The organism is Streptomyces sp. 840.1 (genome assembly GCF_003751445.1).
GTDB lineage: Bacteria > Actinomycetota > Actinomycetes > Streptomycetales > Streptomycetaceae > Streptomyces.
Map to the genome: position 1 here is coordinate 1324391 of NZ_RJUU01000003.1, position 14193 is coordinate 1338583.

Annotated in this window: 15 protein-coding genes; 8 read left to right on the top strand and 7 right to left on the bottom strand. The window is 68.2% G+C overall.

From position 1 onward, the window contains the following. Positions 1-56 precede the first annotated feature (56 nt). Positions 57-629, bottom strand: coding sequence for a helix-turn-helix domain-containing protein (locus EDD93_RS38270; protein WP_398906529.1), 573 nt, complete (start codon positions 627-629; stop codon positions 57-59). 456 nt (positions 630-1085) lie between these two features. On the opposite strand from EDD93_RS38270, the gene EDD93_RS38275 reads away from it, so the two are divergent. The 6 genes from EDD93_RS38275 (at position 1086) to EDD93_RS38290 (ending at position 6353) form a co-directional block, all read left to right on the top strand. After that, positions 1086-1715 carry a bifunctional 2-polyprenyl-6-hydroxyphenol methylase/3-demethylubiquinol 3-O-methyltransferase UbiG gene (locus tag EDD93_RS38275; RefSeq protein WP_123531371.1) on the top strand — a complete coding sequence of 210 codons (630 nt, stop codon included), beginning with the start codon at positions 1086-1088 and terminating at the stop codon, positions 1713-1715. A gap of 1063 nt (positions 1716-2778) precedes the next feature. Further along, positions 2779-2907: a hypothetical protein gene (locus EDD93_RS40645; protein WP_260256133.1), complete on the top strand. Its 129-nt coding sequence runs from the start codon at positions 2779-2781 to the stop codon at positions 2905-2907. Between the two features lie 45 nt (positions 2908-2952). After that, the gene (locus EDD93_RS40005; RefSeq protein ID WP_398906623.1) at positions 2953-3687 is read left to right on the top strand and encodes a hypothetical protein; all 735 of its coding nucleotides are present in this window, start codon (positions 2953-2955) and stop codon (positions 3685-3687) included. Between the two features lie 275 nt (positions 3688-3962). After that, on the top strand, positions 3963-4370 hold the full coding sequence (locus tag EDD93_RS40010; protein ID WP_260256154.1) for a transposase: 408 nt from the start codon (positions 3963-3965) through the stop codon (positions 4368-4370). Positions 4371-4410: 40 nt separating this feature from the next. Then, on the top strand, positions 4411-4884 hold the full coding sequence (locus EDD93_RS38285) for a hypothetical protein (protein ID WP_123531373.1): 474 nt from the start codon (positions 4411-4413) through the stop codon (positions 4882-4884). Between the two features lie 260 nt (positions 4885-5144). Continuing rightward, positions 5145-6353, top strand: a complete 1209-nt coding sequence (locus EDD93_RS38290) for an IS701 family transposase (protein WP_123531375.1) — start codon at positions 5145-5147, stop codon at positions 6351-6353. Positions 6354-6723: 370 nt separating this feature from the next. Here EDD93_RS38290 and EDD93_RS38300 read toward each other — a convergent pair whose 3' ends face one another. Further along, positions 6724-7449 (bottom strand): SDR family oxidoreductase, encoded by a 726-nt coding sequence (locus EDD93_RS38300; RefSeq protein WP_123531377.1) that lies wholly within the window; start codon positions 7447-7449, stop codon positions 6724-6726. 61 nt (positions 7450-7510) lie between these two features. Between EDD93_RS38300 and EDD93_RS38305 the strand changes: the two genes are divergently transcribed. Then, positions 7511-7876, top strand: a complete 366-nt coding sequence (locus EDD93_RS38305; protein ID WP_123531379.1) for a MerR family transcriptional regulator — start codon at positions 7511-7513, stop codon at positions 7874-7876. 189 nt (positions 7877-8065) lie between these two features. Here EDD93_RS38305 and EDD93_RS38310 read toward each other — a convergent pair whose 3' ends face one another. The 5 genes from EDD93_RS38310 to EDD93_RS38335 form a co-directional block, all read right to left on the bottom strand. Next, positions 8066-8983 carry an AraC family transcriptional regulator gene (locus EDD93_RS38310; RefSeq protein ID WP_123531381.1) on the bottom strand — a complete coding sequence of 306 codons (918 nt, stop codon included), beginning with the start codon at positions 8981-8983 and terminating at the stop codon, positions 8066-8068. Positions 8984-9067: 84 nt separating this feature from the next. Next, complete coding sequence (locus EDD93_RS38315) at positions 9068-10003, bottom strand: zinc-binding dehydrogenase (protein WP_123531383.1); 936 nt, start codon at positions 10001-10003, stop codon at positions 9068-9070. 1500 nt (positions 10004-11503) lie between these two features. Further along, positions 11504-11782 carry a hypothetical protein gene (locus EDD93_RS38325; protein ID WP_221217386.1) on the bottom strand — a complete coding sequence of 93 codons (279 nt, stop codon included), beginning with the start codon at positions 11780-11782 and terminating at the stop codon, positions 11504-11506. 433 nt (positions 11783-12215) lie between these two features. After that, positions 12216-13091 carry a sigma-70 family RNA polymerase sigma factor gene (locus EDD93_RS38330; protein ID WP_123531387.1) on the bottom strand — a complete coding sequence of 292 codons (876 nt, stop codon included), beginning with the start codon at positions 13089-13091 and terminating at the stop codon, positions 12216-12218. Continuing rightward, positions 13088-13471: a VOC family protein gene (locus tag EDD93_RS38335; RefSeq protein ID WP_123531389.1), complete on the bottom strand. Its 384-nt coding sequence runs from the start codon at positions 13469-13471 to the stop codon at positions 13088-13090. The genes EDD93_RS38330 and EDD93_RS38335 overlap by 4 nt, the downstream gene beginning before the upstream one ends. A 546-nt stretch (positions 13472-14017) precedes the next feature. Between EDD93_RS38335 and EDD93_RS38340 the strand changes: the two genes are divergently transcribed. Further along, positions 14018-14179, top strand: a complete 162-nt coding sequence (locus tag EDD93_RS38340; RefSeq protein WP_185092668.1) for a hypothetical protein — start codon at positions 14018-14020, stop codon at positions 14177-14179. The last annotated feature ends 14 nt before the right edge of the window (positions 14180-14193 follow it).

The window sequence follows — 14193 nt, forward strand, 5'->3', positions numbered from 1 at the left end:
GGGCCGTCGACGCGGAGTCTCGACGGCCGCGGTACACCCCGTCGGTCTCGACGCGGTCAGGTGGTGCGGGCCTTGAGGTGGGCCCGTTCTCCCTGCGTGCCGAAGAGGATCAGAAGTTCCACGGTTCGGTCGTCGTCAGGGCCGAGCCAGTGCGGCACGTGGGTGTCGAACTCGGCGGCCTCCCCGGGCTTGAGGATCACCCTCTCGTCGCCGAGCAGCAGGCGCAGCCGGCCGGCGAGGACATAGACCCATTCGAAACCCTCATGGGTGCTCAGGTGCGGCGCGACGTCAGGCCGGGGCGGGATGAGGAGCTTGTGTGCCTGGACGCCGCCAGGCCGGCTCAGCGGCACAAAGGTCATGCCGTCGCGGGTGACCGGCTTCAGGTGGATACGCGGGTCCCCGGTGCGGGGTGCGCCGACGAGCTCGTCCAGGGGCACGGCGTGGACCTCGGCCAGGGGAAGCAGCATTTCCAAGGTCGGTTTGCGGGTTCCGCCTTCGAGACGGGACAGCGTGCTCTCGTTGATCCCGGTCCGTGCGGCGAGCTCGGCCAGCGTCAGACCGCGTTGCAGTCGCAGCTGCCGCAGGCGGGGGCCGACGGCGGCCAGCAGGTCCTTCTTCGCGGTGCTCACACCCACCAGCATGCTGAAACAGCATGAAGTTTTGCAACGCCGGCAGCGCGGGGCGCAGGGTCGGACCAGCAGCCTGCAGCTGTATCCGGCGGACCGCCTGTGACGTGCTGCTTTCCGGGGAACCTGCTGAGAACTGGACTCTGATGACGATGCGAACCGATGCCGTGCACGGCGGCACGGACGTTCACGGCCCCCGGCGCCGGCTGGCGCCGACGATGATCTCGGTGACGACGCTGATGTTGGTACGCGACGCCCCCTCATCAACATCGCCTTTGCCGGCCACACCGGAGCCGTGGCGCAGGCAGTCCGGCTGAACGGATGCGTGCACGGCTACGGGCCGCCTTCCTCGCCGGCGCCGCCCTGTTCGTGCTCGCCCTCCTTGCCTCCGGCCTCCTCATCCGGAGCCGCCCGTCCCGTACCGCCACCTCCTGACCACCCGCACCGAAAGGCCCTCACATGAACACCACCGAATCCGCCGCCTTCTGGGAGAAGCACTACACCGGCATGGACGCGCAGTGGGGCACCAGGCCCAACACCGTCCTCACCACCCTGCTGGCCGACCTGGCCCCCACCCCGGGCACCGCCCTGGATCTGGGCTGCGGCCACGGCGGCGACGCTCTCTGGCTCGCCACCCAGGGCTGGGACGTCACACCCGCCGATGTCTCACAGACCGCCCTCGACCGCGTCGCCGCAGGCGCCGAGGCCACCGGCGTCACCAGCCGGATCCACCCCCAGCAGCACGACCTCTCCGAGACGTTCCCCGACGGCGCGTGGGACCTGGTCACCGCCACCTACTTCCACACCCCCGTCACCATCCCCCGCGAAGAGGTCCTGCGCCGAGCGGCACGAGCCGTAGCACCGGGTGGACTGCTGATCGTGATCGAACACGCCTCCACCGCCCCCTGGTCCTGGCAGGCCGGCCAGGCCATCCACTACCCCACCCCCGATGAGGTCATCGCCTCACTCCAGCTCGACAACACCTGGACGGTCGAACGAAACGCCGCCCCCTCGCGCACCGCCACCGGCCCCGAAGGCCAGACCGCATTCGTCACCGACAACATCATCGCCGTCCGACGAACCTGTTGATACAGATACGGAAGATCAGCCATCTTCCGGCTGCATGTCACCCTGACGGCCGCCGACGATGCAGCCAGAGCCGCTCCAACCCGCTCCGTCCGCGTCTAGCTCAGGCGCTTCCGGCCCGCGCAGCCGAGCCGGCCGCCCCGGGCAGTAGAAGCCCGCTTCGCCACATCCAGACGACTGACGGTTCAGTCTTCTGCCTGGCTCTCCGTCCTTCGGCACGGTCGCCGAGGGCGTTCGACGCCCACTCGGCAGCCAACCGTCGGCCGCGATTCCGTCGCCTCACGACTACCCGTGCAGCGGGCACCGAGCAGCCTGAAGAGCCCGGCCCGCAGGTAGTAGAGGTTGGTGACCAGGTTGATCAGAACGAGGGCAACCGGCCACAACAGGCCCCCGAGCCACAGCACCTGATCGACCGGAAGCGCGTAGGCCATGACCCCGCGGGTCACGGCGTCGGCGAGGAGCGCCCCGCCCCAGATCGGACTTGGAGGCGCGCCAGATACGGCGAAAGGCCGGCTCGTCGGCCCACAGGGTGCCCCAGGACGCCACGGCGAACACACGCCGGCCCTCCATCAGCGGACGTGCCGTGGAGAACGTGATCACACCCGCGGAGTAACGCGAGGAGCCGCCCCGACGCGGTGCCGGTGTTTCCCGACTGGACCGGGGGTGCCACCGGACTTGCCTCGCTGTCCTGCCCGCGGGCCATCCAAATTGCTCAGCCGGGCCAACTATCGCGCTCAGGGGCCAACTACAGCGCTCAGTCACAACTGCTGCGACTGAGCGCGATAGTTGGCCCCGACAGACACCGGCGATGCACGGAACGCCGGCAGGTGCGCGCATGTCATGGTCGACGGTCAGCCACTCGTCGTTCAGGCCCACGGACCCACGGGGCGTCGTACGGTTCGGCCTCTTCCGAGTGGAGCATGCGGCGGACGCAGCCACGAGAACGGGTTCTGGCTCAGGTTGTGTGATCCGTGCACTCTGAGTGACAGCGGAACTCGTTGAGTGGCTTGGGAAGTTGCCTCAAAACGAGCAGTGGCAGGAGTGACTGGGCCGACAGTTCGGGGCTGTGAAAGAGATCTTACTCCGGCTGGAGGAGTTGCTGTTCCCCTCGATCGCGGACGTCGCGGTGCTGTCGGTGAACGTGGACATCGCGGTAGTGCGGGTTAATGCGCGCTGCACTGCTGCGGGCGCCTGACGTCCGGGGTGCGGAACTTGGTCCGACCAGATTCACGGCTCCTACCTGCGGTTTCCCGCTGATGTTCCGAGCGCGGGACGATGCGTGGTACTCCGTTTGCGAGTCCGCCGGTTCACCTGCCGGAACGCCGAGTGCCCGCGCCGCACGTTCGTCGAGCAGATACCCGGCCTGACCCGAAGGCACAGTCAGCGGACCGAGCGGCAGCGCTCGACCCTGGCCGCGATCGGGCTCGCCCTCGCCGGTCGGGCAGGCGCCCGCCTGGCCGACATCGTCGGCGTTCCGGTCAGCCGCAGCACGGTCCTGCGGCTGGTCGACGCACTTCCCGAGCCGGAGGCACCCGTTCCACGGGTGGTCGGTGTCGACGAATACGCCACGCGCAAGGCCCGCCACTACGGCACCGTCCTCGTGAACGTCGAAACCCGCCGGCCGATCGGCCCGACCGGGAATCATCTAGTCTGGCCGCGTGGCTGGCCCAGCGCCCGGGAATCGAGGTCGTGTGCCGGGACCGAGCACCGTTCTTCGCCGAGGGAGCCACCGTCGGTGCCCCGCAAGCCGTGCAGGTCGCGGACCGGTGGCACCTCTGGCACAACCCCAGCGAGGCCGCCGAGCGGAGCATCGCTCAGCACCGCCAATGTCTGCGCGTCCTGGTCCCCGAGATGCCTGAACCACCCAAGACTGAGCCTGGCCCCGCGGAGAAGCCGTCCGGCTCGCCATGGCCGACCGGCCACCGATTCGCCGACCGAACCCGGACCGTGCACGCCACCGTCCATGCTCTGGTGAAGGCAGGGCATAGCCGTCGCGCGATCCAACGGCAGTGACGAGCCGAACCGTCAAACGGTACGCGGACGCCGCCAGGCCGGAAGACCTCTTCACTGGTCAGTGGCAGACCCGGACCTCGGTCCTTGACGAGTACAAGCTCTACCTCGACGACCGCTGGAACGGGGGGCGGCACCAACGCCTGGAAGCTGTGGGAAGAGATCGTTCCGCTAGGCTACAAGGGCAGCTACCAGCGAGTTCGCGCCTACATACGTCAGAAGCGCACGTCGCCACGGCCCGTGACAGCCCGGCCGCCTTCGCCCCGGAGTGTTGCCGGTTGGGCCCTCCGAAGTCCGGAAACCCTTTCCGCGACCGAGCAACTCAACCTGAAGAGCGTCCGGGCCAACTGCCTCGAAATCGACGCACTTACCAGGCACGTCCGGTCCTTCGCGACCATGCTCACCGAACGCCAGGGGGAGCGCCTGCTGGACTGGCTCGACGCCGTCAGACAGGACGACCTCCCCAGCCTCCACACGCTCGCCGCAGGCATCGACCGCGACCGTGAAGCCCGTCATCGCCGGCTCACCCTCCCCTGGAGTTCGGGTGTCGTTGAAGGACATGTCAACCGGATCAAAATGCTCAAGCGCCAGATGTTCGGGCGCGCAGGCTTCGCCCTCCTCCGCAAGCGCGTCCTGCCGGCAGGCTGAGAGCTTCCCTGACCGGCCATCGGCAGAGATCATGGTTGGTATGAAGAACCGGTCCGGGCAGAACGCAAGCGACGACAGCAGCGTTCCTCAGACCAAGTGGACCGAGGAGATCGACCTTCAGACCGTTGACGCTGCCGGCCTGGTGCATCACGTCACCATCTGCGTCAGCGGCCCCTCCACCGCTCTCATCGCGCTCATCGACGCTCACTCACGCACCGAGTTCAGCGGGACCGACTATCTTGACTGCCTTTCCCAGGCCCGCCGACAGCTCGAACTTGATGGCCGCCTCTTGTGCTGCCAGGGAGCCCGCCCCAACGTTCACCCGTCCGGACAGCTCCGACAATTCACCAACGGGCGGGAAGCGTATGTCCGCCATTCGGAACCCCGGAGCGAGGTCACTGCGACAGTTGACATCTTCGCCCCAGCAGCCACCGGAGACGTCGTAACTCTCGACGACCAGCGAGCAGCGATAATCAGCTCTTGGAACGCCCGGTACCCGGGAAAGCAAATCTGACGCCCTCGTAGTTTCAGTCACGCTGCGTAGATCCTTCACACAACTCGTGCCAGAACCCGAGAACGGACAGCACATGTTCACCACTCCGGGAGGCACAGCTGTCCAGCACTGTTCGATTGCTGCAGCACTCGCACTTCGACCTCCGCGGGCGCCGCGCCAACTATTGCCGCTCTTCCACGCCATGAAAGCGGTGTGGCGGGAGCTAGTAGGGCTTTGTTACGTCTCTGGGCAGGTGGTCGCCTTGGTGGTTTCCTGATGGTATGAGAGCGAATGAACTCGCTTCGTGTAGGGGGCGGTTGGAGGAGTTCGCTGGGGAGGTGTTCGCGCCTTTGGCGCGTGCTGACCAGCGGGTGAAGGGTGGGTTGTATCTGCGGGGTCTGTTGCTGGACGGGCGTCGGAAGTCGATGCAGCCGATGGCGGGGCGTCTGGGGGTGGACCATCAGCAGTTACAGCAGTTCATGACGTCGTCGACCTGGCCGGTGGACACCGTGCGCAACAGGTTGGCCCGCCGGGCGGTGGCGGTGGTTCGGCCGCAGGTATGGGTCGTGGACGACACCGGGTTCCCGAAGGACGGCACGTCCTCGCCCGGGGTGGCCAGGCAGTACTCCGGCACCCTGGGCAAGGTCGGGAACTGCCAAATAGGGGTCAGTGTCCACGCCGCGTCCGACACCGCGTCGTGCCCGCTGTCCTGGCGGCTGTTCCTGCCCGGCAGCTGGGACGGGAAGGAGGCCGCTGACCGTCGTGCCCGCTGCCGGATCCCCGAGGAAGAACATCACCGGCCGAAGTGGCAGCTCGCGCTGGACATGCTCGACGAACTGGCTACGGTCGGGCTGCGGCCCGCGGTGCTGGTCGCGGACACCGGCTACGGAGCGAACGCCGACTTCCGCCGCGGTCTGGAAGACCGGGGCCTGGCCTATGCACTGCAGGTCAAGGGCGAAATGACTGCCCATGCCGAGTCGGCCCCGCCGCACCAGCCGCCCTACAGTGGGCTCGGACCGCGTCCGCTGCCCCGCTACCGGACCCGACCGGTCAGCCTGCGCGAACATGTCCTGGCCGCCGGACGTGCCCGAGCGGTCACGGTCACCTGGCGCAAGGGCTCCAAAGCAGCCATGTCCGCCCGCTTCGTGTTCCTGCGCGTCCGCATCGCCGGCCGCCGCCCCCAACCCGCCCCGGACGGTGCCATCGCACTGCGGTGGCTGATCGCCCAGTGGCCAGAAGGGGAGAACGAGCCGGTCAAGTACTGGATCTCCAACCTGCCGGGCGACATCCCGGCCCGGGACCTTGTCCGGCTCGCGAAGCTACGGTGGCGCATCGAACACGACTACCGCGAGCTGAAGACGACGCTCGGCCTCGACCATTTCGAGGGCCGCTCGTTCACCGGCTGGCATCGCCACGTCACCCTCGTGACCGCCGCCTACCTCTTCCTGACCGAGCAGCGGTCCTGCCCAAAAGTCCCTGCCAGGGCCTGACTCTCTACCAAGCCCTGGCACTCCTTCAACACCTGCTGGCCACCTGGGCCGGCACCTGCCCCACCTGTCGCCAACCCACCCCATGGCAGCCCTACGACACCACCTAACAAAGCCCTACTAGGGCCTCTCGTTTGGATCATGCCGGGCTCGCGGTGTCCGGCACGCACATCTGCGGCGTTGTCGTCGGTCGCCAATGCTCCGCATTGACTCCCTCCTCCGCCTTGCAGCCGCACGCACCGGACACCGCTCCCTGATCCGGCCTGATCCAAACGAAAGACCCTAGGGCCCGTTGTATCAGTGCACTTGAGGAGCGGTGCCGCGCTAGGGACGGTGGCCGCAGGTGTTCGCACCCGTCCCGGGCGGTTTGGGCTTACGGCATACCGGCGTCCCGTACGGACAGTTGCGGGTACAAAAGGGCCGGGTCCTCGCCGAGCCGGGACTTCCACTGGGCCGTCCGCACGTCGGCCAGCACTTCGAGAGAACCGGCCTCGAGGCCGTCCAACGCCGCCTTGACGATCGCGTCGGGGGCCGATTTCTCATCCTCGATTCCGGCCATCATGTCGGTGTCGACGCTGGCCATGGCCAGTGCCGTGACCTGGGTTCCCTGACCAGCGAGTTCGTACCGGATGCCGTTGGTCAGCGCCCAGGTTGCGGCCTTGGACGCCCCGTAGCTGTTGGAGTGTTCGTACGCCATCCACGCCATGACCGACAACACGTTCAGCACGGCACCGCCGCCATTGGCGCCCAGGACCGGCGCGAAGGCACGCACCATGCGCAGGGTTCCGAAGAAGTTGGTCTCCATCTCCAGCCGGATGTCCTCCTCCGCGCCGTCAGTGAGCCGGGCGAAGGTCGACACCCCTGCGTTGTTGACGAGCAGTGTCGTGTCGCCTGCCTTGGCCACGGCTCGGGCAACGGACGCGTCATCGGTGACGTCCAGCATCAGCGGGACGACGCCGGGGATCGCCGGGACCGTCTCGGGCCGACGAGCGGCCGCATAGATCTTTCTGACTCCCCTGCTGCGCAACTCGGTGACGAAGTCATGCCCGATACCCCGGTTCGCGCCTGTGACCAGCGCAATCTCGTTTCGAATGTCCATGCCCGCTACGCTAAAACCTCACGCCAACGTGAGAGTCAAGTGCAGGGAGGGGAATGGGACGATGAAGATCGGAGAGCTCGCTCGGCGGGCCGGTGTGAGCGTGCGCGCGTTGCGCTACTACGAGGAACAAGGCTTGCTCAGCCCGGAACGTACACCGTCGGGACAGCGCCGCTACACCGAGGAGACCATCGAGGTGGTGCGCCTGTTCCAGCAGTTCTACGCGGCCGGCCTCAGCAGCCGTTCCATCGCGGCACTGCTGCCCTGCATGAACCATGGCCGCATCACCGTCGAACAGCGCCGCATGCTGCACACCGAACGCGGCCACCTCGCGGCCAGAGTCGAGGAAATGACCCACGCACTGAGCCGACTCGACCAGCTCATCACCGCTGCCGACCACCGCGACGGGCAGGCTCACACCACTCGTTGAGGACTGCAACCAGCACGGTCGCCTCGTGGCGGACGGCGAGCTCGTCGTACCGGGACGCGACCGCGCGGTGCCTCTTGAAGCGGGGGAACCTGGGCCCGCTACGCCTCCGGCAACCACACACGGTGACGCCCGGACCACCTCAGGAATACGCGGCACCTCAAACATGTGAGCCATCAGTCCCGAGACCGATCACTTGCGAAGCCGTGAGCGGTACTCGCCCGGGGCCGTGCCTCGGGCACGTCTGAAGGCACGGCTGAAAGCGTGCGGAGAGCCGTAGCCGACCGCGCCGGAGATCGACTCGACCGGCTCATCGGTATCGCGGAGCCGGACGGACGCCAGGTCGATACGCCACTGCGTCACGTACGCGCCCGGTGTCTGTCCGAGGGCGGACCGAAAATGCCTGGACAGCGTCGCCCGGGAGACGCTCGTCGCGGCGGCCAGGGTCTGAGTGGTCCAGGGGTGCCCCGGTTGGGCGTGGACACATGCCAGGGCGTCGCGCACGACCGGATCACGCATCGCTCCCAGCCATGAGCCGGACTGCTCCTGCGGGTGGCGGGCCAGCCAGGCGCGTACGAACTGGACGAGGAGAAGGTCGACGATGCTGTTGATGGCGGCGGTGGTGCCGATCTGCGGCTGTGCGAGCTCCGCAGCGAGAAGTTCCACGGCCCTTCCGAACTGCGCGTTCTGACGGGCTGTGACGTGCATCGGCCGGGCGAGGGAGGTAAGGACCGGTGTGCGTACCTCCGGGTCCTGCCCGTAGTGCAGGACGATCACTTCCGTCTGCGCCGGTGCCGAGCCCAGCCGCAGGGCTCGGCCGTCGCCAATAGACCGGGCCGCTGCGTCACGGTCGCAGGAACCCATCGTCACGCCGGCGCTGCCGGCTATCCCGTGCTCGGTGCCCGGTGACACCAGTACGGCGTCTCCGGCCTGCACCTGAAGAGGTTTGTCGCCTGGAACGTGGAGCCACATGGTGCCGCGGGACACCACGTGCAGTGCCGCTCCCGGAAAGGAGTCCAGCCACAGGCCCCAGGTTCCTCCGGCCTTCAGCATGACCCCGAGCGCCCCCCGGGCACCCGAAACACGCAAGACCTCCGCCAGCACATCCATGGGCCCATTCTCGTCCACCGCCGCGCACCGCCCACCGCCCACCGCCCACCGACGGCCGACGGCGCGTGTGTCCTCGTCACACCTTCAGGCCACGTCAAGCACGGCCTTTCCGAGCACCTTCCGCGCGAACAGCGCCTGGACGGCGTCGTGCACGTCCTGCCAGTCGCCTCGCAGTCCCACCGGTGCCGAGAGCCTCCCGGCGGCCATGAGGCCCAGCAGGTCTGTCAGCTCTCCGCCGGTCGGCGTCATGTCGCCGTAGGTGGCGATGCTGCGGGGTTCGCCGAAGCCGAACAACGCATCACTCGTCGGTTCGCCGGAGCGGCCCGCTGACGGGAAGGCGGTTTCCTGCCCCGAGGAGTAACCGACCAGGTGGATGGTGCCGCCTTCGGCGAGGGAACTCCACGCCTGGGCCACCAGCGGCCCGCCGACCGTGTCCAGGACGAGGTCGAACCGGTCCCCGGTCTCGGCCAGGTCGGTCAGGACCTTGTCGGCGCCGAGTTCACGGAGTCCGGCGGCCCGCTCCGGCGAACCGACGAGTGCCGTCACCCGGGCGCCCGCCAGCGCGGCCAACTGGACGGCGAAGTGCCCCACGCCCCCGCTGGCGCCGGTGACCAGAACGTTGCGCGCCAGTAGGGAACGCTTGCGCAGCACCCGGAGTGCGGTGACTCCGGCGATCCCCAGCGCCGCGGCGTCGGCCAGGTCCACGCCCTCGGGGACGGTGCCGAGCGAGGCGGGGCTGACCGCCGCCCGCTCCGCCCACGCGTGGGGAGCCATTCCCAGTGCGACGCGCGTGCCTTCGGGCGGCCCCGAGCCGTCGGATGCGGCGCGCACCACGACGCCGGACGCGTCGTGACCGTGCACAGCGCCTGCCGGCCACTGGTGCACGTAATTCAGCTCTCCGAAGTTGAGACCGATGTGCCGTATCTCCACCACCGCCTCGCCGGTGGACGGTACGGGCTCCTCGACATCGGCGAACCGGATGGGTCCGGCGTCACTGTGATCGACCACAAGGGCGCGCATAGGGGGTGTGTTTCCTTCTCTCGTGGATGGGCCTGCACACTCGGCGCGGCAACAGATCGAGTGTGCAAATGCCGTTCTGCCGCCTTCTTGGAACCCTACGCAGGACCGGGACAGCCACCAGAGCAGTGAGAATCAATCAGTTGACGATCTGTGTCAGTGCGACTCGCGGCGCGTCGCCCCGCACCCGTCCGGTGGATGGCGCTGTGACGGGTACAGACATGCCCGGCAAGGTGACGATCTTGAGGCGTCAGCGCTTCCGTCGGGCGGGGTCGCGCCGGGCGACCGCCTCCAAGCCCACCTGCGGGGGGCGTCCCGCCACAGCGCGGCAGGACCTCCACGGTCCGCCAACTCGTCCTCCAGCCCCGGCTCCCGTCATCGCGAAGGTGCTCGGTTATCACGACAGGACAGTCACCCGCCTAGTCACTGAAGCGGGAGGAGCCTGGGGCCGATACGTGTCCGGCGACCACACACGGTGACCCCAGGCACAGCCCCCGCGAGGAATAGGCGACACCTCACCATGCGAGCCCACCAGTCCCGAGGCCGGAGTCGCCGAGCGTTCCTGCGGCCCGCCGCACCGTCGCCCTCGCGCCGGCCTCGGTGCACCGTGATGGGGGTGCCGAAGACGTCGTCGAGAACCTTCACCGGCAACGGAGTCGAGTCCAGCACCACCACCCGTCCCGGCCGGGAAGCGACCACAGCCCCCGGCAGGCGCCGGTACGGCGGCGGCCGAGCGGACGTACCGCTGGCGGGCCTCACCCGGCCCGAACCACTGCCGCCGTACCCGCGCCAACTTCGTCCGGTGCGGCACCCGCACCACACGGCCCGGGAACACCTCCCGCACATACTGATGGACCAACCGCTCCCGCGACGCCATGCTGATCCGCGACCGGCGCAGACATTGCTTGTGCAGCGCCCGGATCGCCTCCTCCACCTCGGCTGTCACCGAGGGAGCACCACCGGCCCGGCCAGTCCACCGCCCATCGGCCAACCCGACCAGCCCGTAATCCCGATGCCGGGCGGCCATCCGCTTCAGCGTGCGTTCGCTCAACGATTCCAGTCCGAGTCGCGCAGCTTCGAGTTCCGACAGCCCGCCGGCCCCGCCGACTTTGGACCAGCGGCATTCGCCGACACCGGTCGTCACGGGACCGAACGCAGGCCGGGGCCCGCCCGGCCGGGCCCAGCAGCGGCTGCCGCTGCGAAATCCGCTCTCGACTCTGGCGTGTGCGCGTCGTCCGGGTTCGGCCGGCTGCCCGCCCAATCCGGCCTTGGATCGGGACGGCCAGCTGTACATCGCCACTGAATTCGGTGTCATCGTCGTGACGCCCAAGGGCGAGAACATTGGGACCACCAGGTGGTCCCCCGGTCCACACCGGAGTGCACGGCCGTGGTTACCGCCCCACGAACCGGCTGACACACTCCGCCCTCGCGCTCACGCCGACGCAGCGATCCGATCGCCAACCGAGGCGGCTTCGCGAAGGCGCTCTGTTCGACCTATAACGGTCAGAACCTGGCGGGCTCCGGGCAGGTGACGACGAGGTCGATGTTCTTGCCCGCACCCAAGCGGGCTTCCGTCCGGCTGCCGATGTCGGCGAAAGAGACCCTTCCCAGGTCGACCGGGATGTTGTCGGCTGAACCGCCTCCCGATGCCACATCACAGGAGGCGTTGGCGAGTGCTCCGGTGAAGTTCAGTGTGCCGCCGTCTGCCGCTTCAGCAGAGGGCGTTACGACCAGCGCAGCAGCTGCGGCAAGAAGCACCGGTGCCAGGATATTTGTGATCATGGACTGATCAACGACCCTCATCACCAGGCGTCACTCACGCCCTCGACCAAACCGTCCGGATAGACCGATCCCGCTCGCTCTGACCCATGCCAGCACGGGGGCGGAAACGGTCGTTTACCCCCGCCGGGCCAACGGGCAGAGATGGCGCAACCGGGGCATGTCGGCTTGCCGATCCGATCAGTCCACTCCGCGGTTTCGCCTCCCCGTCGCGCCCTTTCCGCGGTGGAGTCAGTTCACGCCGGTCAGGCGGCGAGGAGAAGACCAGTTCACCCTTGGAGGTCAACCTATGCAGCACCAAACTGAACTCCCTGCGTGGTTCCTACTCGACCGCCTACTCCTCGGAGCGGGGCGCAGCCGAGCGATGTCGGAGCAGGGTGGTTCCGCCGTCGCACCGGGCACCGTCCTGTCGGGGTGTGAGGTGCTCGACACCGGCTCACGTCTCGGCCGGCAGATGGATCGAGGCGAGTTTGGCCGGGTCGACGACGATGTGGATGCCGGTGATCCGGCCTTCGGTGACGGTGAAGGCGATGAGGGAGAGAGGGGTTCCGTCAGGGCGCCAGGACATGTGGCCGGGGACGCCATTGACCAGCACAGGCCGATTTCGGGCAACCTCGCCAGAGAACATGCGGGCCCCAGAGGCAACCTTGGTGGCGCCGAGGGTGACGACCACCCCGTCGGAAGTGTCGACGGTCAGCTCCACGTTCGGGTCGAGTACGCGCAAAAGCGCTTCGAAGTCGCCACTGCTGGCGGCGGCACCGAATGCCTGGACGACCTCTCGGTGCTCGCGGCCGGAGCCCGCCGGCCGGTCCGTGGAGTGGACCTTGCGGCGGGCACGGCTTGCGACCATCTTGGTGGCAGCGGTGGACTTGCCCAGGATCCGGCCGATCTCCTGGAACGGGACGGCGAACATGTCGTGCAGAACGAACGCCAGGCGCTCGCTCGGGGTGAGCGAGTCGAGCACGACGAGCAGAGCGAAGCCGACCGAGTCGGCCAGCGCCGCCTGCTCGTCCGGCGCGGGGTCATCGTCGGGTAGCACCACGAGGTTCGCGAACTCCTGCTCGTAGGCAACTTCGGGGTGGGATCGGCGGGATCTCAGGAGGTCCAGACTGATACGGCCGACCACCGTGGTCAGCCAGCCCGCCAGGTTGCCGATGGTCGCCGCGTCCTGACGGACGAGGCGCATCCAGGCTTCCTGGACCACGTCCTCCGCGTCGGCGTGCGACCCCAGCACGCGGTACGCGACGGCGCGCAGCCGATCACGCTGGGCTTCGAACGCCTCGGTCACAAGGCCGGACGGGTGGGCGGTCACGGCTTCGGCTGCTGCCGGAGCGAGACCCGGTTGCCGTCCGGGTCCACCGCCTCGATGCGGACCCCGAACGGATAGTCCTCGGGCTCGGACTCTTCGAAGACGACGCCGCGCTGACGCATGATCTCAAAATCCCTTCGCAGATCGTCGGACTCGAGGATCAACGGACCGGGCGCGCCCGCTTCCCCCGGCTGCCCCGCAGCCGCCGCATGCGACCACAGGATGATCTGCACCGGGCTGTCGGGAACACCGACTGTGAGGAACCGCCGGTCGGGACCCGGGAAGTCGAGCCGCTTCTCCAGGCCCAATCCCTCGCTGTAGAACTCCAGTGCGCGGTCCTGATCGGTGACGTAGATCGTCACGTACATGATCTGGTTCAACATCCAGCTCTCGATTCACTCGTTGATGCGACCGTTCGTATGCGGTCGCCGCTCTCATGACGAGTGCCGACGGGAGAAGGTAACAAGCCCGATCGCACCTCACCGCTGATGCCTGAGAAGCACGGTGAGGGCTTCGACCAACTCTGTCGTCCTCTGGGCCGGCCAAAGTCCACGTGCCGCAGGAGGAGGACATCACAAGCGCACCTACAGGAATTCGCGACGTGCGAAGTCCGCCGCATAGCCGAGCCGTGTGTTGCCAGCGTCATGGGACCAGGCCACCACGCAGGTGACGGAGATGCCCAGGACGTCGCTCAACACCGACGCCGGGATCTGAGCCGCAAGGTCCAGCAGGGCCGTGTTGCGGCTGGCACGAGCCGCCGTACCGGGTGGGCCGGCCGCACTGTCCGCGCCCTCCCCGCGACTTCTTACCGCCCGCCCCGCGCCGCTGGCTGCCCTACGCTCCGCGGCAGCGCACCGCTGACCGCTCACAGAAAGGATTCGCCTCTGTCAGACCACTTCCGCTCCGGCGCCCATCCCGACCACGGCTTCGTGGCCGCCGCCACCGCGAACATCCCCGCGCACCTCGCCGACTGGTTCCTGGTCGTCAACTCGCAGGCGTACGGCCCCGATGTAGTGGAGCTGGTGGGCGATGTGACCAGGGCTGTCCAGGCGCCGGCACCCGCGCCGCGCACCTCGCACCGCGCGGGCTGAGCCGCTGAGGGGGC